Annotated in this window: 18 protein-coding genes; 4 read left to right on the top strand and 14 right to left on the bottom strand. The window is 73.1% G+C overall.

The window, feature by feature from the left end; genetic code table 11:
• Positions 1–4 precede the first annotated feature (4 nt).
• Genes F8A92_RS08805 through F8A92_RS08795 form a run of 3 tightly spaced genes read right to left on the bottom strand, consistent with a single transcriptional unit; the run spans position 5 to position 4,229 of the window.
• Entirely contained in the window at positions 5–1,972 is a 1,968-nt protein-coding gene (locus F8A92_RS08805; RefSeq protein ID WP_153504792.1) for an acetoacetate--CoA ligase, read from the bottom strand.
• The gene (locus tag F8A92_RS08800) at positions 1,969–3,120 is read right to left on the bottom strand and encodes an acyl-CoA dehydrogenase family protein (RefSeq protein ID WP_153504791.1); all 1,152 of its coding nucleotides are present in this window, start codon (positions 3,118–3,120) and stop codon (positions 1,969–1,971) included. Before F8A92_RS08800 ends, F8A92_RS08805 begins: the two co-directional genes overlap by 4 nt.
• A complete protein-coding gene (locus F8A92_RS08795) occupies positions 3,117–4,229 on the bottom strand; it encodes an acyl-CoA dehydrogenase family protein (protein ID WP_153504790.1) in 1,113 nt (370 codons plus the stop codon). Before F8A92_RS08795 ends, F8A92_RS08800 begins: the two co-directional genes overlap by 4 nt.
• A gap of 135 nt (positions 4,230–4,364) precedes the next feature.
• Here F8A92_RS08795 and F8A92_RS08790 point away from each other — a divergent pair, with 135 nt between their 5' ends.
• Both F8A92_RS08790 and F8A92_RS08785 read left to right on the top strand, forming a co-directional pair.
• Positions 4,365–4,718, top strand: a complete 354-nt coding sequence (locus tag F8A92_RS08790) for an ArsR/SmtB family transcription factor (RefSeq protein WP_153504789.1) — start codon at positions 4,365–4,367, stop codon at positions 4,716–4,718.
• 13 nt (positions 4,719–4,731) lie between these two features.
• The gene (locus F8A92_RS08785; protein ID WP_153504788.1) at positions 4,732–5,709 is read left to right on the top strand and encodes an SRPBCC family protein; all 978 of its coding nucleotides are present in this window, start codon (positions 4,732–4,734) and stop codon (positions 5,707–5,709) included.
• A 21-nt stretch (positions 5,710–5,730) separates the two neighbouring features.
• On the opposite strand, the gene F8A92_RS08780 is transcribed toward F8A92_RS08785, so the two are convergent.
• Genes F8A92_RS08780 through F8A92_RS08770 form a run of 3 tightly spaced genes read right to left on the bottom strand, consistent with a single transcriptional unit; the run spans position 5,731 to position 8,973 of the window.
• Positions 5,731–7,050, bottom strand: coding sequence for an amidase (locus F8A92_RS08780; RefSeq protein WP_153504787.1), 1,320 nt, complete (start codon positions 7,048–7,050; stop codon positions 5,731–5,733).
• Positions 7,047–8,546 (bottom strand): asparagine synthase-related protein, encoded by a 1,500-nt coding sequence (locus tag F8A92_RS08775; RefSeq protein WP_153504786.1) that lies wholly within the window; start codon positions 8,544–8,546, stop codon positions 7,047–7,049. Before F8A92_RS08775 ends, F8A92_RS08780 begins: the two co-directional genes overlap by 4 nt.
• Positions 8,547–8,556: 10 nt before the next feature.
• A complete protein-coding gene (locus F8A92_RS08770; RefSeq protein ID WP_228389310.1) occupies positions 8,557–8,973 on the bottom strand; it encodes an acyl-CoA thioesterase in 417 nt (138 codons plus the stop codon).
• Positions 8,974–9,090: 117 nt separating this feature from the next.
• Here F8A92_RS08770 and F8A92_RS08765 point away from each other — a divergent pair, with 117 nt between their 5' ends.
• On the top strand, positions 9,091–9,897 hold the full coding sequence (locus F8A92_RS08765) for an N-formylglutamate amidohydrolase (protein ID WP_153504785.1): 807 nt from the start codon (positions 9,091–9,093) through the stop codon (positions 9,895–9,897).
• A gap of 153 nt (positions 9,898–10,050) precedes the next feature.
• Here F8A92_RS08765 and F8A92_RS08760 read toward each other — a convergent pair whose 3' ends face one another.
• The 8 genes from F8A92_RS08760 to F8A92_RS08725 all read right to left on the bottom strand — a co-directional run bounded on the left by F8A92_RS08760 (position 10,051) and on the right by F8A92_RS08725 (position 16,790).
• The gene (locus F8A92_RS08760; protein ID WP_228389309.1) at positions 10,051–10,791 is read right to left on the bottom strand and encodes a pyrimidine reductase family protein; all 741 of its coding nucleotides are present in this window, start codon (positions 10,789–10,791) and stop codon (positions 10,051–10,053) included.
• A complete protein-coding gene (locus F8A92_RS08755; RefSeq protein WP_153504784.1) occupies positions 10,788–11,867 on the bottom strand; it encodes an FUSC family protein in 1,080 nt (359 codons plus the stop codon). The genes F8A92_RS08760 and F8A92_RS08755 overlap by 4 nt, the downstream gene beginning before the upstream one ends.
• Positions 11,868–11,978: 111 nt before the next feature.
• Positions 11,979–13,193 (bottom strand): MFS transporter, encoded by a 1,215-nt coding sequence (locus tag F8A92_RS08750; protein ID WP_153504783.1) that lies wholly within the window; start codon positions 13,191–13,193, stop codon positions 11,979–11,981.
• On the bottom strand, positions 13,193–13,822 hold the full coding sequence (locus F8A92_RS08745) for a DNA-3-methyladenine glycosylase I (protein WP_153504782.1): 630 nt from the start codon (positions 13,820–13,822) through the stop codon (positions 13,193–13,195). Before F8A92_RS08745 ends, F8A92_RS08750 begins: the two co-directional genes overlap by 1 nt.
• 46 nt (positions 13,823–13,868) lie before the next feature.
• The gene (locus F8A92_RS08740) at positions 13,869–14,540 is read right to left on the bottom strand and encodes an alpha-ketoglutarate-dependent dioxygenase AlkB family protein (RefSeq protein WP_153504781.1); all 672 of its coding nucleotides are present in this window, start codon (positions 14,538–14,540) and stop codon (positions 13,869–13,871) included.
• 1 nt (position 14,541) lies between these two features.
• A complete protein-coding gene (locus F8A92_RS08735) occupies positions 14,542–15,168 on the bottom strand; it encodes a methylated-DNA--[protein]-cysteine S-methyltransferase (protein WP_153504780.1) in 627 nt (208 codons plus the stop codon).
• Positions 15,165–15,659, bottom strand: coding sequence for an RNA polymerase sigma factor (locus F8A92_RS08730; protein WP_153504779.1), 495 nt, complete (start codon positions 15,657–15,659; stop codon positions 15,165–15,167). The genes F8A92_RS08735 and F8A92_RS08730 overlap by 4 nt, the downstream gene beginning before the upstream one ends.
• A gap of 126 nt (positions 15,660–15,785) precedes the next feature.
• The gene (locus F8A92_RS08725) at positions 15,786–16,790 is read right to left on the bottom strand and encodes a cation diffusion facilitator family transporter (RefSeq protein ID WP_153504778.1); all 1,005 of its coding nucleotides are present in this window, start codon (positions 16,788–16,790) and stop codon (positions 15,786–15,788) included.
• A 103-nt stretch (positions 16,791–16,893) separates the two neighbouring features.
• On the opposite strand from F8A92_RS08725, the gene F8A92_RS08720 reads away from it, so the two are divergent.
• Positions 16,894–17,316: an organic hydroperoxide resistance protein gene (locus F8A92_RS08720; RefSeq protein ID WP_153504777.1), complete on the top strand. Its 423-nt coding sequence runs from the start codon at positions 16,894–16,896 to the stop codon at positions 17,314–17,316.
• Positions 17,317–17,588: the final 272 nt, after the last annotated feature.

The raw sequence follows: 17,588 nt of genomic DNA, 5'->3' as shown, positions 1-17,588 counted from the left end.
GGCGCTAGCGGTCGGCGAACTCACCGGCGAGCTCCTCGAAGGTGTCCAGCGCGTCGGGGTTGCGCACCGACCCTTCCTTCACCAGGCCCTGGCGGGGTCGGCCCTGCAGCAGCCGCTTCGCCGGGATCTCGAGCTTCTTGCCGGTCAGCGAGTAGGGGATCTGGCCGACCTGGCGGATGTCGTCGGGGCCGTGCCGCGGGGAGAGCCGCCGCTGCAGCTCCTTGGTGATCCGCTGCTTCAGCGCGTCGTCGAGCTGCTGCTCGCCGCGCAGCACCACGAACAGCACGAGCGTCCCGAGGCCTTCGCGGCCCTCCAGGTGGACGGCGAGGGCGTCCTCGACCTCCGGGAACTCGTCGAGCACGTTGTAGAACTCGCTGGTGCCGAGGCGCACACCGCCGCGGTTGAGCGTCCCGTCGGACCTGCCGGTGATCTCGCTCGAGCCGTCCTCGTAGAAGGTGATCCAGTCCCCGTGGCGCCACTGCCCGGGGTACATGTCGAAGTAGCTGTCGCGGTACCGCTCACCGCCCGGGTCGTTCCAGAAGAAGACGGGCATCGAGGGCATCGGCTGCGAGATCACCAGCTCCCCGGGCTCGCCCACGACCGGGTTGCCCTGCGGATCGAGCGCCTTCGCGTCGACACCCAGGCATCGGGCGGTGATCTCCCCCGCGCGCACCGGCAGCATCTTCGAGCCGCCCACGAAGCCGGAGGCGACGTCGGTACCGCCCGAGCCGGACTGGAGGTATATGTCCGATCCGAAGGTCTCGTAGACCCAGCGGAAGTCCTCTGCGGGCAGCGGCGCACCGGTCGAGGAGATGCTGCGCAGCCGCGACAGGTCGTAGCGCTCGGCGACGTCGACCCCAGACTTGCGGGCGGCGGTCAACAGCGGCGCACCGCAGGTGTACGCCGTCGCCTCCGTCTCGGCGGCCACCTCCCACAGCCGGAGCGCATCGGGGTACATGGGATTGCCGTCGTACAGGACGATCGAGGCGCCGGTCAGCAGCGACGACACGAGCATGTTCCACATCACCCAGGCCGTCGTGGCGTAGATGAAGTTGCGGTCCTGCGGCCCGAGCCCGGCCGCCAGGCCGAGGGTCTTGAGCTGCTCGAGCACGATTCCGCCGTGCGAGTGCACGATCGGCTTGGGCAGCCCCGTCGTGCCGGAGGAGAACAGGATCCAGAGCGGGTGGTCGAACTCGACGCGGTCGACCTCGAACGGCGCATCGTTGTCGACGAGCTGATCCCACGACATGTCGGCGAAATCGGCGCCCAGGCCCAGGTAGTCGATGGCGACCATCGTCTCGACGGTCGGCAGCGCCGCGCGGATGGTCGCCGACTCCGAGCGCCGGTCGACGTCCTTCGCCGAGTATCGGTAGCCGTCGACGGTCAGCAACACCTTCGGCTCGATCTGCGAGAGCCGGTCGATCACGCTGTCCGTGCCGAACTCCGGGGCGACCGCGGCCCACACCACGCCGAGGCTGGCGGCGGCGAGGAACGCCGCGACGGTCTCCGGGATGCTCGGCAGGTACGCCGCGACACGATCGCCCTTCTGCAGCCCGAGCCGGCGGAACCCCTCCCGCGCCCGCCCGACGAGCGCCGTGAGCTCGGTGCCGGTGAGCTCGCGGCGGTCGCGGGTCTGCGAGACGGCGACGACCGCCGTGCGCTCGCCCTGGTGACGCAGCGCGTGCTCGGCGTAGTTGAGCGTCGATCCGGGGAACCACTGGGCGCCGGGCATCTCGCGTGCGCCGAGGACCGCGGTCGGCGGCGTGCCCGCGGCGATGTCGAAGTAGTCCCAGACCGACTGCCAGAAGCCTTCGAGGTCGCGCACCGACCACTGCCACAGCTCGTCGTACGTCGTGAGCTCGATCCCGCGGGTGCGCGCGAGCCACCCGAGGTAGCGTCCGAGCTCGCTGTCGGCGACGTCCCGCTCGTCGGGCGTCCAGAGCACCTCGCCCCGCTGATGGGCCTGGTTCACTTGCGCACCTCTCGGAACGGGATGTCCTTGGACGGGTCGGCCTCCTTGCGCAGCCCGAGCATGCGCTCGGCCAGGATGTTGCGCTGCACCTGGTCGGTGCCGCCGCCGATGGACGTGAAGTACGCGTCGAGGGTGAAGAAGTTCGCGACCTCGGCGTCACTCGGCGGATCGGTGCGGTCGTCGTAGAGCACGTCGGCGCCGATGATGTCCCGGCGCAGCCGCGCGGTGCGGTGCAGGATCCGCGACATCATCAGCTTGCCGAGAGACATCGCCGCGGCGTCGTGCCCGCGTCCCTCCGCCGCGTAGCGGGCTGCGTTGAGCCGGGCCGCGGTGCGCTCGGCGTACGTGTCGGCGATGCGCTCCGCGATCGCGGTGTCCTCGAGCCGGTCGTGGCGGCGCGCGAGCTCGATCAGGTCGTCGGCGGTCCCGATGTAGCGGGGATCGTAGGCCCGGGACCCGACCCCGCGCGCGCCCAGCACGAGCCGTTCGTAGCCGAGCGCGGTCATCAGGCCGAACCACCCGGCGTCGACGTCGCCGAGCCGGTTGGCGTCGTCGACGACCGCGTCGGTGAAGAACACTTCGTTGAAGTGCGCGTCTCCGGTGATCTGGGTCAGCGGCCGCACCTCGATACCGGGCTGCTTCATCGGGATCACGAAGTAGGTGAGGCCGCGGTGCTTGGGCACGTCGGCGTTGGTGCGCGCGATCAGCAGGCCGTAGGCGGCCTCGCGGGCGTGCGAGGTCCAGACCTTCTGCCCGTTGACCCGCCACTGGTCGCCCTCGCGGACGGCGGTCGTGCGGACGCTGGCCAGGTCCGATCCGGCACCGGGCTCGGAGTACAGCAGGCAGCCCTCGAGCTGGTCGGTGAGCAGGCCCCGCAGGTAGCTGCGCTTGAGCTCCTCGGTCCCCAGCTCGTAGATGACGCGCGCGTGCAGGTGGTCGCGGTCGAGCCGCCCGGGGGCGCCGACCCGCTGGAACTCCTCGCCGACCACCTCGGCGTCGTGCGCGCTGAGCCCCTTGCCGAACCAGTCGGTGCTCCAGCTCGGCGCGAGCCACCCGGTGTCGACCGCCTTCTCGCGGAACGCACGGGGATCGTCACCGGGGCGCCAGTTCTCGGCGAGCCACGCGCGTACCTCGTCCCGGATGCTCATGCGACGACCTCCTTGCTGCTCAGCACATCGACGTACGCCGCGCGCAGCTGCGCCGGTTCCCCGAGGATGTGGCGATTGGCCTCCGCGCGGCGCCGGTACAGGTGCGGGGCGGTCTCGACGGTGAACCCGATCCCGCCGTGAACCTGGATGCCGGTGGCCGCCACGTCGGCGTACCGGTCGGCACAGTAGAACGCGGCGACCGCGACGAGCTCCTCGGCGTCGGGCTCCCCGGCGACGTAGGCGTCGGTCGCGAGCCGCGCGACCGACAGCGCCGACTCGGCGTCCACGAACGCGTCGGCGAGCAGGTGCTTGATCGCCTGGAAGCTGCCGATCTCGCGGCCGAACTGCACGCGCTGCTGCGCGTAGGCGACGGCCGTGTCGAGCGCGGCGCGCGCGCCGCCGGCGCTCTCGGCCGCGACCGCCAGGCGTCCGGCGACCAGCATCTCGTCGAACGCGGCGCGGGCGGGGTCGCCGTGCGCGAGGACCGTCGCGGGTGCGCGATCGGCCGTCACGTCGGCGAACCCGCGAGCGAGGTCGAACGCCGGGCGCGCGGTGATCTGCAGGTGCTCGCGCTCCACAGCGGCGATCTGGCGCCCGTCCTCGCCGATCAGGACCACGACGTCGGCGAGGTCGGCGTCGACGGCGTACCGGAAGGCGCCGGAGACGACCCCGGAGTCGAAGGCCAGCAGCGGCTCGGGAGCCGGCGTGCCGGGGTCGCTCGTCGCCCAGGCCACGGTCACGACGGCGCCGTCCACGAGGCGGCGCAGCAGGGACGCGGCGGGACCGTCGGGGCTTCCGGCGGCGAGGGAGCCGAGCAGCGTGGCGGCCAGGACGCCGCACGACAGGTGCGGCACGGGGGCCAGCTCGGCGCCCAGCGCCTGCGCCACCCGGGTCGCCTCGACGAGGGTGGCGCCCGCTCCGCCGAGCTCCTCGGCGACGAGCAGCGTGCCGATCCCGAGGTCCGCGCACATCGCGTGCCAGCCCGAGCGGGCGGCCTCCGGGTCACGGATCACGCCCGGTCGCGCGGTGGTCTTGCGCGGAAGGCGTTCGCGGCAGTACTCGGCGATCGTCGCGGCATACTCGTCGAGCTCGTCGCGCTGTTGACCCATCGCTCACCTCGGCTCTGGAGGCCGCTGGACGCGGCCCGTGTGTTCGGTCCACGTCATCTTGACACGTGAGTCACCTTTGCCCAAGCGCGACCGACCGCTGGACAGCGCTCGGCGGCCGCGCTAACGTACAACCAAATGGTTATACGTCAGCAGGACCTCAGCCTCAGTGACGCCGCGGTGGACCGGATCTTCCGCGCCCTCGCCGACGCCACCCGTCGCGACATCGTGCGCCGCACCCTCGCCGGTGAGGCCACCGTCTCGCAGCTCGCGGCGACGTACGACATGTCGTTCGCCGCGGTCCAGAAGCACGTCGCAGTACTGGAAGGAGCGGGGCTTGTGAGCAAGCGCCCGCACGGCCGCGAGCGGCTCGTTCGCGGCAATCCCGACGCGATCCGCCGGGCACAGACCCTGCTCGACGCCTACGAGCAGATCTGGCGCTCGCGGATCGCGCGGCTCGACGACCTCATCGCCGAGACCGACCCCACCTAGGAAGGCAGCAGCCATGCCCATCACCTCCGTCACCAAGGACCCGAAGGCGCTGACCATGACGGTCGTCGCCGAGTTCCCCGCGCCGCTGCACCGGCTGTGGGACGCGTACGCCGACCCACGCCAGCTGGAGAGGTTCTGGGGGCCGCCGGAGTGGCCCGCGATCTTCTATCGGCACGACATGGCGCCCGGTGGCCGCTCGCACTACGTGATGACCGGGCCGGGCGGCGAGTCGGCGGGCGGCTACTGGGAGTTCCTGTCGGTCGACCCGCAGCGCAGCTTCGAGGTGCTCGACGGGTTCGCCCAGGCGGACGGCTCCCCCAACCACGACCTGCCGACGACGCGCATGGCGTGCCAGTTCGAGGAGACCGACCAGGGGTCGCGGGTGGTCATCACGTCGTACTTCAACTCGGTGGAGGAGCTCGAGCAGCTGCTCGGCATGGGCATGGAGGAAGGGATGACCGCGGCGATGGGCCAGATGGACGCGGTCATCGCCGACCTGCGGTCGTTCGCGGCCGGTCAGGCGACGACGACCCAGATCCTCAGCGACACCCGCGTGCGCGTCAGCCGGCTCATCCGCGGCAGCCTCGAGCAGGTGTGGCGCGCCCACCACGAGCCCGACCTGCTGAAGCGCTGGCTGCTCGGCCCCGACGGCTGGACGATGCCGGTGTGCGAGGTCGCGCGGAACGTCGGCGACCGCTACCGCTACGAGTGGGAGCAGGACGGTGGTGGCGAGCGCTTCGGCTTCACCGGCGAGCTGCTCGAGTCGCTGCCGCCGCAGCACGAGGTCACCTCGGAGCAGATGATCGGCACCGACGGCCCGAGCACCACCAACGAGCTGACGCTGACGCCGCTCACCGACGGCACGTTGCTGTCGGTGGTGATCACCTACCCGAGCGCGGACGTACGGGACATGATCCTCGCGACCGGGATGACCGACGGCATGGAGACCAGCTACGCGCGCCTGGAGCGGGAGGTCCTCGCCGCCGTCTGAGCGCAGCGTCGCCGCCGTCGCTCAGCAGGGGTCGCCGACGCCGCGCGCCTCGAGCCAGCCGGCCACCCGGTAGAGCCGCTCGTCGCGGCCGGGCGCGGCCATCACCTGCAGGCCGACCGGCAGCCCGGTGTCCACGCCCAGCCCCGCGGGCACCGACAACGCGCCGAGGTCGGCGAGGTTCGCCTCGACGGTCCACCAGTCGGTCCGCGGCACGCCCAGCGGGTCGTCGACCCCGCTGGCGCCCAGCCGGGGCGCCACGACGGGCATCGTGGGGCTCACCAGCACGTCGTAGCGGTCCGCGGCGGCCAGCAGCTGCCGACGGATCGTCGCGCGGTCCTGCTGCGCGCGCCGCAGCCGGCGGGTCCCGCGGATCGAGCGGCCGTGCTCGAGCCGCCGCGCGGCCTCGGCACCGAGCCCTCCCCCACGATGCTCGTGCGCGGAGAGCACCCGCACGGCCTCGGCCGAGGTGACATCCATGTAGACGGCCAGCGACTGGCTGATGCTGGGGAAGGACACCTCGCCCAGGTCGGCACCCGAGGAGGCCAGCAACGCGAGTGCCCGCTCGAAGCAGCGCCGCACCTCGGCGGTGTTGCGACCGTCGCTCTGCTGCAGGACGACGCCGACCCGCAGCCCGGGCAGCCGGGCGCTCCGGGCACCGCGCCGCGCCGCGTGCCAGAGGTGGTCCGTGCCGCGCAGCACGTCGTCCAGGACGGCGGTGCCGGCGACGTCCGGGCCGAGCGGACCGACGGCGTCGCAGCTGCTCGCGAACGGCACCACGCCGTCCAGCGGGATCGCCCGGCTGCTGGGCTTGACGCCGACGACACCGCACTGGGACGCCGGTTCGCGGATGGAGCCCCCGGTGTCCGTGCCGACGGCGAGCACGCCGTACGCCGCGACGGCGGCCGCGCTGCCGCCGGACGACCCGCCGGCGGTCCGCGAGACGTCCCACGGGTTGCGGGTGGTGCCGCAGTACGACGAGTCGGTCGAGGCGCCCATCGCGAACTCGTCGAGGTTCGTCGTGCCGATCACCGTCGCGCCGTCGTGACGCAGGCGGCGCACGGCCTCGGCGTCCCGCGAGGCCGGGTGATCGAGGCGGCTGGCGCTGCCGGCCGCCCACGGCGCGCCCGCCACGGCGATGTTGTCCTTGACCGCGACGATGCGCCCGGCGAGCCGGCCGGGGCCCGCACCGGGGCCGGCGACGGCCTCGGGGTCGACGTGCACGAAGGCATTGATCACCGGCTCGCGCTCGTCGATCAGCGACAGCACCTGCGGGAGCGGGAGCGGCGCGGCCGCGTGCGGGGCGAGCATCCGGGCCGGCGCGCTGGGGAGCCGGACGCTCATGCGGTCGCGAACCTCCCCAGCACAGTGGGGTCGACGCCGGCGAGATGCTCGGCGAACAGCCGCTGGTAGGCCAGCTCCTCGCGGCTGCGCGGCGCGGGCAGGCCGGCGACCCGATGCTGCTGCCAGTCGTCCTCGGGCGCCAGCTCGTGTGCGCGCTCGAGCATCACGTCGGCGGTGCCCGAGCCGTCGCCGAACTGCTCCTTGGGCCGCCACAGCAGGTCCTCGGGCAGCCAGCCGGCGAACGCATCGCGCAGCAGCGCCTTCTCCTGGCCGTGCCGGGTCGCGACCTTCCACTCGGTCGGGATGCGGGCGGCGAGGTTGACCAGGTCGCGGTCCAGGAACGGCACCCGGGCCTCCAGGCCGTGCGCCATCGAGGTCCGGTCGGCGCGCTGCAGGTTGAGGTTGTGCAGCCCGGAGATCTCCGCGACGAGGGCGTCGCGCAGCGCGTCGAGGTCGGCGAGCTCGCGGTGGTGGGCGTACCCGGCGAACAGCTCGTCGGAGCCCTCCCCGGTGAGCACGACCTTCACCACACGCGCGGTCTCGCGGGCGAGCAGGTAGTTCGGGACGGCGCTGCGTACCAGCGACGGCTCGTAGGACTCGATGCAGCGCACGACGTCGGGCAGCACGTCGACCACGTCGTCGGCGGTGTAGACGATCTCGTGGTGCTGCAGGCCGAGGTGCTCGGCGACGCGGCGCGCGGCGGCGAGGTCGCTCGAGTCCGCGGTGCCGGCGGCGAACGAGTGCAGCGGGCCGTGCCCGCCGTCGTACACCCGGGCCATGACCGCGGCGACCAGGCTGGAGTCCAGGCCGCCGGACAGGAACACGCCGACCGGCACGTCGGCCATCATGCGGCGGCGGACGCAGTCGATCAGCGTCTCGCGGATGAGCCGGACCGCCTCGTCGCGGTCGGTGATCTCCGGGCCGTCCACGTGCAGCTCGCGGAACCTGACCAGCCCGTCGGCGGGGGTCCACCGGAAACCGGGCGGGAACTCCCGGACCGCCCCGCGCAGGTCCGCATCGAACGCGCCCAGCTCGGAGGCGAAGTACGCGGCCCCGTCGCGGACGGCCCAGTAGAGCGGCTTCACGCCGAGCGGATCGCGGACGACCTGCACCGCGCCGTTCTCGTCGGCGACGGTGAACCCGAACATGCCGCGCAGGTGCCCGAGGGCGTCGATCTCGCCGCTGAGGGCGGCGGCGAGCGCGGCCTCGCTGTCGGAGTCGGTCACGAACGGGTAGTCGGTGCTCGCGCGAACCTCCTCGTGGTTGTAGATCTCGCCGTTGGCCACGATCCACGACCCGGAGGGCCCCTCCAGCGGCTGGTCGCCTTCCGCGAGATCGACGATGGCCAGTCGCACGTGACCGAGCCAGGTCGGCCCGACCTGCCGGCTGCCGACGCCGTCCGGTCCCCGGTGCCGGATGCGGGTCAGCATGCGCTCGCCGGTCGCCGCGTGGTCCGCTCCGGGCGTCGGGTCGTAGATCGCCACGATTCCGCACATGGGAGCCTCCTCAGCCCTTGTAGTAGACGATCTGATGGCTCGAGGCCAGCAGCACGTCCCCGGAGCCCCACAGCCGCGCCGACTGGTCGAAGAAGCCCCGATCGAAACGTGCCGCGGCGGCGGTCGCGCTCGCGACGACCTGGCCGTCCTGCTGCATCTCGACGTACCAGTGCTGCGTGGAGCGGTTGGTGCGCACGCAGCGCGGGACGACCTCGAACTCGCCCGGGGCCACCGCGGCGACGAAGTTCACGCTCAACGTCACCGGGTCGCCGAGCCGGTCGTCCTGCCGCTCGATCGCCCGCAGCAGCACGGCCGCGGTCACGCCGCCGAACGGGCCGACCATGTTGGCGTACGGCTCCGTGGTGCGCCCACGCAGCCGCCGGTCGCCGACCGCCTGGAGAGCCATCGCGGCGTCGAAGTTGTGCACCGTTCGAGCCTACGTGCGCGCACCGCACGGGTGATCGACGTGTGGGGTGAGTGAGCCCACGGTCGACTATTCGATATTTCACGGACGTCGAACGCGGTGGGTTGATATGTCTGGGGTATGAATCAACGGCACCTCGATGAGCCCGTGTGCGATTTCGTCGGCGACTGGCGCAGCCAGGTCGTCGCGACCGCGATCCACGACGGGCACGAGCTGAGCGGCCCGATCGCGCGGGCGATGAGCCTGGACGAGGACGTGCGGCTGCGCGAGGAGGACCCGTTCACGGCCCGCATCGCCCGGCGGGTGCCGGACCGGGTGCTCGTGCACCGCTCGCGCTTCGAGGTCGACCTCAACCGCGGCCGCGACGAGGCGGTCTACCGCACCCCCGATGACTGCTGGGGGCTCGAGGTGTGGCGGCACACGCCGCTGGCCCAGCGGCTCGTGGACGGGTCGCTCGCCGCGTACGACGGCTTCTACGCGCGGCTGGCCGCGCGCCTGGACCGGGTGGCCGCGCGTGGCCCGTTCGTGCTGTACGACGTGCACTCGTACAACCATCGCCGAGACGGCGTGGACCGCCCGTCGGCGCCGGCCGAGGACAACCCGGAGGTCAACGTCGGCACCGGGTCGCTCGATCGCGACTACTGGTCGCCGGCGGTCGAGGCGTTCATCGGGAGCCTGTCGAGCGCGCCGACCGGCAGTGGGCCGCTCGACGTCCGCGAGAACGTGCGGTTCACGGGAGCCCACCTCGCCCGCTGGGTGCACGAGCGCTACCCCGGGATCGGTTGCGTGCTGGCGCTGGAGTTCAAGAAGACCTTCATGGACGAGTGGTCGGGCGTCCCGGACGAGGGGCGCCTCGACGAGCTCGGGGCCGCGCTGGGCCGCACCACCGAGCCCGTTCTCGACGCCCTCCGGCAGATCGGTGAGTGATCGTCCCGCCGCGGACGCGCTCGCGGCGGCCGACCGGGCCGTCGACGCACGCCGCACCGCCACCTTCTCACCCTCAGCATCGAGCTGTTCGGCGCCATCGCTACCGGGCGGAGGCACCCGGCATCGACGTCGGCACCCACGGGGTAACCCAGATCAGGCGGCGGTGTACTGCAGGAACAGGTAGCCGTCGTCCTCGAGGACCGAGCGCAGCGCCAGCGCCAGCGGCGGCTGCAGGATCGGTCCGTCGGTGATCCGCAGCGCTCGACCGGCGAGCAGCACCGGGCTGAGCGTCAGGCACAGCTCGTCCAGCGTCCCGGCGGCCGAGAGGTGGGCCAGCAGGGTGGGACCGCCCTCGCAGGTGATGCGGCTCAGGCCGCGGGCCGCGAGCGCCTGCACGGCGGCGGCGAGGTCGACCTGCTCACCGCCCGCGACGATCACGTCGGCGACCGACGCGAGCTCGGCACGCCGGCCCGCGGGAGCGGCCTCGCAGGTGATCACGATGGTGCGGGCGTCCGCCGGTGCGCCGCTCAGCAGCGGCGCGCGCGGATCGAGGTCGAGATGCTGCGAGACGACGGCGATCGGCGGCGCCGCGGGCCGGCCGCGGCGCAGCTCCGCCCACTCGGCGTCCTGCTCGGCCGGGCCGTAGCCCTCGACGCGGACCGTCCCCGCGCCCACCAGGACGACGTCCGCGAGGCTGCGGTGCAGGGCGAACAGCCGCCGGTCGGCGTCGTTGCCGAGCCCTCCGGCGCGCCCGTGCAGCGTGGCCGCTCCGTCGAGGCTCGCGACGAACACCGCGCGCACCCAGGCCCGTGCCGCCGGTTGCTCGCGCGGCGGGAAGGCGAGCACGTCGGCGAGCTGCGGGCGCCCGTCGTACGCCGGATGCACCAGCCTCACGACGGCTCCAGCATCACCTGGACCCGGCGCAGGGTCACCACCAGGTTGCCGGCCACGAACCGGTCGTCGCCGTCCTCCGCCGAGCTCTCCCGGATCGCCGCGGCCAGCGCCTCGGTCGCCCGCTCGGCCTCGTCCAGCAGCTCGCGCTCGGCCTGCGCGCCCTCGATGGACCGGACGGCCGCCGCGGTGGCGCGCACCGCCTCGGCGGTGCCCATGCGCAGCTTCGGGCCGAGCGCGATCTTCTCGTGCGCCTTCTCCATCCGGGCCAGCAGATCGACCAGGTTGTCCACGAGGAACACCAGGCGCCCCAGGGCCTGGCCCTGCAGCTCCTGGCGATGTGCCGTGTCCCGCCACCTGCGGGCCCGCCAGTTGACCCGCGACAGCTGCATGGTGCGCGAGATGAGGTCCTCGGCCCGGCGCCGATCCTCCTCCGTCGCATCGCGCCCCATGGTCCACTCGTCGCCGACCGGCAGCTCGTCGCCCTCGAACTGCTCGGCGATCCAGTCCAGCCGGTCGGCGAGGATGCCACGCAGCGCCTCGTGCATCTCGCGCGTCGCCGACAGCGGCAGCGGCGGCGCGATGAGGTTGACCAGCACGCCGATGAGCGCGCCGAAGCCGGTCAGCCCGAGGTAGGCGAACATGTACCGCTCCGGATCGGCGCCGCCCACGACGAGAGTGAACAACCCGGCGATCGGCACCCACCCAGACATCGCGCCCAGCCGGCGCCAGGCGCCCAGGACGGTGCCCACGCCGACCACGATGGCCAGCGACACCACGCCGGGCACCGGCAGCTCCCGCACTCCCAGGGCCAGCGTGGTGCCGAGCGCGATCGCGGCCACCGTCGCCACCGAGGAGTGCACGGACTCCGCAAGGTTCGACGACACCACGACCACCGCGCCGAGCGGGGCGTAGTACGCGTACTGGTCGGCCACGCCGCCGAAGGGACGGATGAGCGACCAGGCGATCGCCGCCGCCAATGCCGCCTTCAGCGCCAGCGCCGCCACCGACTTGGCGCCGATCTGACGCGCCAGCCAGCGCTGGAAGGACGATCGGTCCAGGGTGCCACCTACGGCCATGTTCCTCGTCTCGTTCGGGTCCTGCAGTCATCACCCCCGCCCGCGCGCCGGCGGCCGGACGGCGCGCTCGGCGGAGGAAGAGGGTCTCCCATCGTACGGACCGAGCGCGGCTCAGGACGGCCGAACGGCCTCCGGGAGGTGCCGCGACCAGCCGCTCGCGCAGATCGCCGCGCACCCGACGGCGACCAGCGCGAGGACGCCGAGCATCGCCGGATAGCCGAACCTGCTGCTCAGCGCGGCCAGCACCGCCGGCAGCAGGAACCCGACGTACGCGATCGCGTAGTAGACGCCGGTCAGGCCGGCGATCTGGTCGGGCTCGGCCATGCGCTGGATCTCCAGCAGCCCGGACACCACGGCGATGCCGTACGCCGCGCCGAGAGTGAGCGCGACCGGCACGGCGAGCCACGGCGAGTGCGCCACGGCGGTCAGCGCCGCCAGGGCGACGCCGATCGCCATCAGCACCATCGACACCACCACGGCGCGGGCGGTGGAGGCGTCGTCGAGGCGGCGCGCGATCGGCTGCACCAGCACGCCGGTGCCGAGGGTGGCGACGGTGAGGCCGGCGGTGAACAGCAGCGCCGCCGAGCCGAGCGCGCCCTGCACCTGCTGGGGCACGATCGCGTAGGCGATGCCGGCTGAGCCGAAGATCCACGGCGCCATCGGGAGCACCACGCGCAGGAACCGGCGATGCCGCGCCGCGGGCACCCGCAGCCGGTGCCGTAACCGCAGCGGTCCGTCGCGGGCGACCCGGGTCTCGGCGTACCGCCCCGTCAGCAGCCGGGCGAGCGCCGGCAGGCACACCAGCAGGTGGACGACGTACGGCCAGACGAGCGGCGGCTGCGCGAACTGCGCGAGCAGGCCACCGGCGGCGGGCCCCATCGCCAGACCGCCGGTCAGCGCGATGGTGGACCGGGCGGCGCCGGAGGATCCGGGTGACAGCTCGACGACCCACGCCGTGCCGACCGCCATCGCGATGCCGACCGCGATGCCGCTCAGCGCTCGCCCGGCGAAGATACCGGCGTATCCGAGCGGGCCGCCGAAGGCCAGGAGGAGGCTGCCGAGCATCCCGCTGAGCAGCCCGGCCAGCAGCACCGGGTGCCGGCCGCGCGCGTCCGACCACGCCGCGGCGATCAGCAGGCCGGGCACGAGGCCCACGACGTACGCGCCGAGGAAGACGTCGACGTCGACCTGCGAGTAGCCGTAGCGCTCGCGGTACGGCGCGAGCAGCGGGGTGAACTGGTTGCCGCCCCAGCCGATCGCGAACATCGCGGCGCCGGGGACGAGCCAGGCCCGGCCGGCGCGCGGCTCGCTGCCAACGCGGGTCATCAGGCGGGCCACACCCCGGACGTCGCCCGCCGATGGGACCCCAGCAGGTGCGTGTCGACGATGCCGACGGCCTCCATGAGCGCGTACATGGTCGTCGGGCCGACGAATGCGAACCCCTCCTTGCGCAGCGCCTTCGACAGCGCCACCGACTCCGCCGAGGTGGTCGGGACGTCGGCGTACGTGCGCGGCATCGGGGTGCGCTCGGGCCGGAACGACCACACGAAGTCCACCAGGCCGCCCTTCGCTCGCAGCCGGATCGTGGCGCTCGCATTGGTGATCGCGGCCCGGATCTTCGCGCGGTTGCGCACGATCGAGGCGTCGTCCATGAGCCGCTGCACGTCGTCCTCGGTGAACGCCGCCACGGTCTCGGGGTCGAAGCCGGCGAAGGCCGCCCGGAACGCCTCGCGCTTGCGCAGGATCGTCGCCCACGACAGGCCGGCCTGGAACGCCTCGAGGCTGATCCGCTCGTACATGCCCCGCTCGTCGCGCACCGGCATGCCCCATTCGGTGTCGTAGTACTCCCGCAGCAGCGGATCCACGCTGGCCCACGCCGGGCGAGCCAGGCCGTCCTCGCCCACGACCACCCCACCCGGCTGGGGCGGGCTGCCGGGTTGCTGCTCGCTGGTCATCGCATCCCTCGTTCGTACGTCGGCGGCGCCTCGCTCGAGCGCGCGCTCAGCCGGTCAGGCCGGTGACCCGCAGCGTGATGTTGATCCGCCCGGACTCGAGGCCGCAGCCCTCGGGCGCGGTGCCCGGGTAGATCTTCGGGACGCCATGGTAGGCCAGCCGGGCCGGGCCGCCGAACACGAACAGGTCTCCGGAGACGAGGTCGATGTCATCGTACGGACGTCCCCGGTTCTCGGTGTTGCCGAATCGGAAGCGACAGGTGTCGCCGATGGAGATCGAGACCACCGGCGCGAGGGAGCGCTCGTCCTTGTCCTGGTGCATGCCCATGCGGGCCTGGGCGTCGTAGAAGTTCACCAGCGCGGTGTCCGGGGTGTACTCGTCCCCGGCGTGCGCGTCGCCGGTGGCGGCCACGAGCGCCGTGCGCCCGAGGTGGACCATCCACTCGGGGAGGTCGAGCACCCGGTTGCCGTTGACGTCCACCGCCTCGCGGGTGTACGCGTACGGCCGCCAGTGCCAGCCGAGGCAGACCGTCCGCACGCTCATCTCGTGCCCGCGGACCTTCGCGGCGCGCAGCGGAACCGGGCCGGCGCTCCACTCCCGGAAGCGGGCCACGATCCAGCGCTGCTGCTCGAGGGTGAGCCAGCGCGGCACGTGGTGGGCCCCGTCGGGGAGCTCGACCGCGGGACGGCGCAGCACGTCGTCGCCGAACAGGCCGTCCATCTCAGGCCGCCCGCTCCAGCTCGAGCAGCAGCGTCTTCGCCTCGACGCCGCCGAGGTAGCCGCCGAGGCCGCCGTCGCTGCGGACGACGCGGTGGCACGGCACGACCACCGGCAGCGGGTTGGTCGCGCAGGCGGTGCCCACCGCCCGGACCGCCCGGGCGTTCCCGACGTGCTCGGCGACCTCCTTGTAGGACTCGGTGCGGCCGTAGCCGATCCGCGGCAGGTAACGCTGGACGGTCCGGCGGAAGCCGGTCGACATCGCGTGGTCCAGCGGCAGGTCGAAGGAGCGGCGCCGGCCCGCGAAGTAGTCCTCGAGCTGGGCGGCGGCGGCGTCCAGCCGGCGCGGCGCCTCGAGGACGCGCGGGCTGAGCCGCGTCGCGAGGGCCTGCAGGACGTCGGCGAACCCTTCACGCTCGAAGGCGACCCGCACCAGGCCGTGCTCGGTCGCCGCCAGCAGCAGCGGGCCGAGCGGGCTGTCGATCGTGCGGTAGGCGACGTCGAGCAGGCCGGCCTGCTGCGCCGCTCCGGCGAGCCGCGTCCGCAGCCGGGCGACGTCGTCCTCGTCGACGGGGAACATCTGCGCGGGCCCGCTCGTGGGGGTCTCGGCGTACTGCTGGTCTGCGGTCATCGGATCGCTCCTTCCGTGGGGACGTCGGGCTGGTACCGGCGCCGGAGGGTCTTGATGCCGTCGGCGGCGGCCCGCCGTACGGCCTCGGGGGTGCCGCCGATCAGCTCGGCCGTCTCGGCGTGCGGCAGCCCGCCGAGGAAGTGGTAGGCGACGGCGAGCCGCTGGCGCTCGGGCAGCCGGGCGACCGCCTGCCAGACCTCCCCATCGACGCCGGGGATGCCGAGGCTGGACTCCGCCTCCGGCGGCACGTCGGTCGGCGCCGGCCGGCGCGCCTGCCCGCGGGTCACGTCGATCGCCTTGCGCTGCGCCACGCGGACCAGCCAGGCCTCGACGTTCGTGCCGGCCGGCAGCGTCGGCCACGCCTGCAGCGCGGCCAGGAACGTCTCGGACCAGGCGTCCTCGGCGTCCGCCCCGGGCCCCAGCACTGCGCGGCAGACCCGCAGCACCGTGGCCGCGTGCCGCCGTACGGCGGTCTCGAAGGGTTCGTTCATCGTCATCACACGGTAGACGCGGCGCGCGGCGGAAACGTGAGGTCGACCTCGGCCGCCGGAAAGCGGGCTTCGTGGGCCAGAGCGGGGAAGCTTCCCCGCTTTCGGCACCGAAGCCCGCTTCCGCTGCTAGCCGAGGCCGTGCACGCCGTCCTCGTGGGCGGCGTGGCTGGCCGGCTCCAGCTGGAAGGTCGAGTGCTCGACGTCGAAGTGGCCGCGCAGGCAGGCCTGGACCTCGTCGAGCAGCCGCGGCGCGTGGCCGTCGCTGAAGCACGAGTCGTCGACGACGACGTGCGCCGACAGGGTCGGCAGGTCGGAGGTCACGGTCCACACGTGCAGGTCGTGGACGTCGTGGACGTGCTCGACCTGCAGCAGGTGCGCGCGGATCTCCTCGGGGCTGGTGCCCGGCGGAGCGCCCTCCAGCAGCACCCGCCCGGAGTCGCGCAGCAACCGCCACCCGGCGTGCAGCATGAGCGCCACCACGACGAGGGAGGCGAGCGAGTCGGCGCGCGTCCACCCGGTCACCAGCATCACCACGCCCGCGACGAGGGTCGCGATGAACCCGTAGAGGTCGGTGATGATGTGCTGGTAGGCGCCCTCGACGTTCAGGCTCGACCGGTTCGCGCGGGCGAGCAGCCAGGCGACCAGGAGATTGATCGCGATGCCGATCAGCGCGACGACGAGCACCGCCGAGCCGTGTACCTCCGGCGGCCTGATCAGCCGGCGGACCGCCTCCACCGCGATGATGCCGGCGACCACCAGCAGGGTGATGCCGTTGCCGGCTGCCGACAGGATCTCCGCCCGTTTCCAGCCGAAGGTCCAGGCCCCGGACGCCGGTCGCGCGGCCAGCCGCATCGCCCCGAGCGCCACCGCGATGGCGCCGACGTCCGAGAGCATGTGGCCGGCGTCCGACAGCAGCGCCAGGGATCCCGAGACGATCGCGACGATCACCTCGGCGATCATGAAGGCGCCCAGCAGCAGCAGTGCCCAGGTGAGGTAGCGGCGGTCGGCCGCGCTGCTCACGCCGTGCGCGTGGCGGTGCGCGGGCGCGCGGACCAGCGGGTCGGCGTGGGCACCGGCGCACAGCGGCGCGTCCGCGTCCCGCGCCGGCAGGTGCTGCTCAGGAGTGTTCATGGCGAGATCAATGATCCCTCACTCATGCCGCCCGCGGGCTGGCTACCGTGGACGACGACCGGTCGGCGCCCGCGGGACCGGCATCGACCAGGAAGGCAATCGCATGCCCCTCGAGAAAGTCACCGAAGTGGCGTACACGATCGCGGCCACCGCAAAGGGCGGTCGCCAAGGCACCGTGCGCAGCGAGGACGGCGTCGTCGACCTGCCGCTGGGCAAGCCGGGGTCGACCAGGAACCCGAAAGCCAATCCCGAGACGCTGTTCGCGGCCGGCTACGCGGCGTGCTTCAGCGGGGCGCTGAACGCCGTGGCCCGGCAGGAGGGCATCGACACCAGCGAGTCGACCGTGACGGCCGACGTGACCTTCGGCAAGACCGACACCGGCTTCGGTCTCGCCGTCGAGATCACCGCCTCGATCCCCGGCGTGGAGCGGGCGAAGGCCGAGGAGCTCGTGGCCAAGGCGCACCAGTTCTGCCCGTACTCCAAGGCCACCCGCGGCAACATCGAGGTCACCGCCGGCCTCGGCTGACCCACTGGCGATCCATCTCGACGCCTCGATCTCCCGACGTCTCGACGTCGCCTGCGCCTAGCGGCTCCGGCTCGCTCGACGACCGTGGGAGAGCACCCCGCGCTCGCTCCAGCGCAATCGCGGGAGGGCACCCCCGCGGCGGCGAGCGGGAGAGACGTCCCCACGGGATGGCGCTGCGTCTCGACGTCGCCTGCGCCTAGCGGCTCCGGCTCGCTCGACGACCGTGGGAGAGCACACCGCGAGCCGCGAGCGGGGGAGGTGCCCCCACGGTC

This window comes from Cumulibacter manganitolerans (genome assembly GCF_009602465.1).
Lineage (GTDB): Bacteria > Actinomycetota > Actinomycetes > Mycobacteriales > Antricoccaceae > Cumulibacter > Cumulibacter manganitolerans.
The sequence above is the reverse complement of the archived record's forward strand: the minus strand, read 5'-3'. Positions and strand labels throughout refer to the sequence as shown.

Coding starts and splice junctions, on each gene's coding strand:
- F8A92_RS08800 (WP_153504791.1), bottom strand. CDS start 3,120: ATGAGCATCCGGGACGAGGTACGCGCGTGGCTCGCCGAGAACTGGCGC.
- F8A92_RS08795 (WP_153504790.1), bottom strand. CDS start 4,229: ATGGGTCAACAGCGCGACGAGCTCGACGAGTATGCCGCGACGATCGCC.
- F8A92_RS08790 (WP_153504789.1), top strand. CDS start 4,365: ATGGTTATACGTCAGCAGGACCTCAGCCTCAGTGACGCCGCGGTGGAC.
- F8A92_RS08785 (WP_153504788.1), top strand. CDS start 4,732: ATGCCCATCACCTCCGTCACCAAGGACCCGAAGGCGCTGACCATGACG.
- F8A92_RS08780 (WP_153504787.1), bottom strand. CDS start 7,050: ATGAGCGTCCGGCTCCCCAGCGCGCCGGCCCGGATGCTCGCCCCGCAC.
- F8A92_RS08775 (WP_153504786.1), bottom strand. CDS start 8,546: ATGTGCGGAATCGTGGCGATCTACGACCCGACGCCCGGAGCGGACCAC.
- F8A92_RS08765 (WP_153504785.1), top strand. CDS start 9,091: ATGAATCAACGGCACCTCGATGAGCCCGTGTGCGATTTCGTCGGCGAC.
- F8A92_RS08755 (WP_153504784.1), bottom strand. CDS start 11,867: ATGGCCGTAGGTGGCACCCTGGACCGATCGTCCTTCCAGCGCTGGCTG.
- F8A92_RS08750 (WP_153504783.1), bottom strand. CDS start 13,193: ATGACCCGCGTTGGCAGCGAGCCGCGCGCCGGCCGGGCCTGGCTCGTC.
- F8A92_RS08745 (WP_153504782.1), bottom strand. CDS start 13,822: ATGACCAGCGAGCAGCAACCCGGCAGCCCGCCCCAGCCGGGTGGGGTG.
- F8A92_RS08740 (WP_153504781.1), bottom strand. CDS start 14,540: ATGGACGGCCTGTTCGGCGACGACGTGCTGCGCCGTCCCGCGGTCGAG.
- F8A92_RS08735 (WP_153504780.1), bottom strand. CDS start 15,168: ATGACCGCAGACCAGCAGTACGCCGAGACCCCCACGAGCGGGCCCGCG.
- F8A92_RS08730 (WP_153504779.1), bottom strand. CDS start 15,659: ATGAACGAACCCTTCGAGACCGCCGTACGGCGGCACGCGGCCACGGTG.
- F8A92_RS08725 (WP_153504778.1), bottom strand. CDS start 16,790: ATGAACACTCCTGAGCAGCACCTGCCGGCGCGGGACGCGGACGCGCCG.
- F8A92_RS08720 (WP_153504777.1), top strand. CDS start 16,894: ATGCCCCTCGAGAAAGTCACCGAAGTGGCGTACACGATCGCGGCCACC.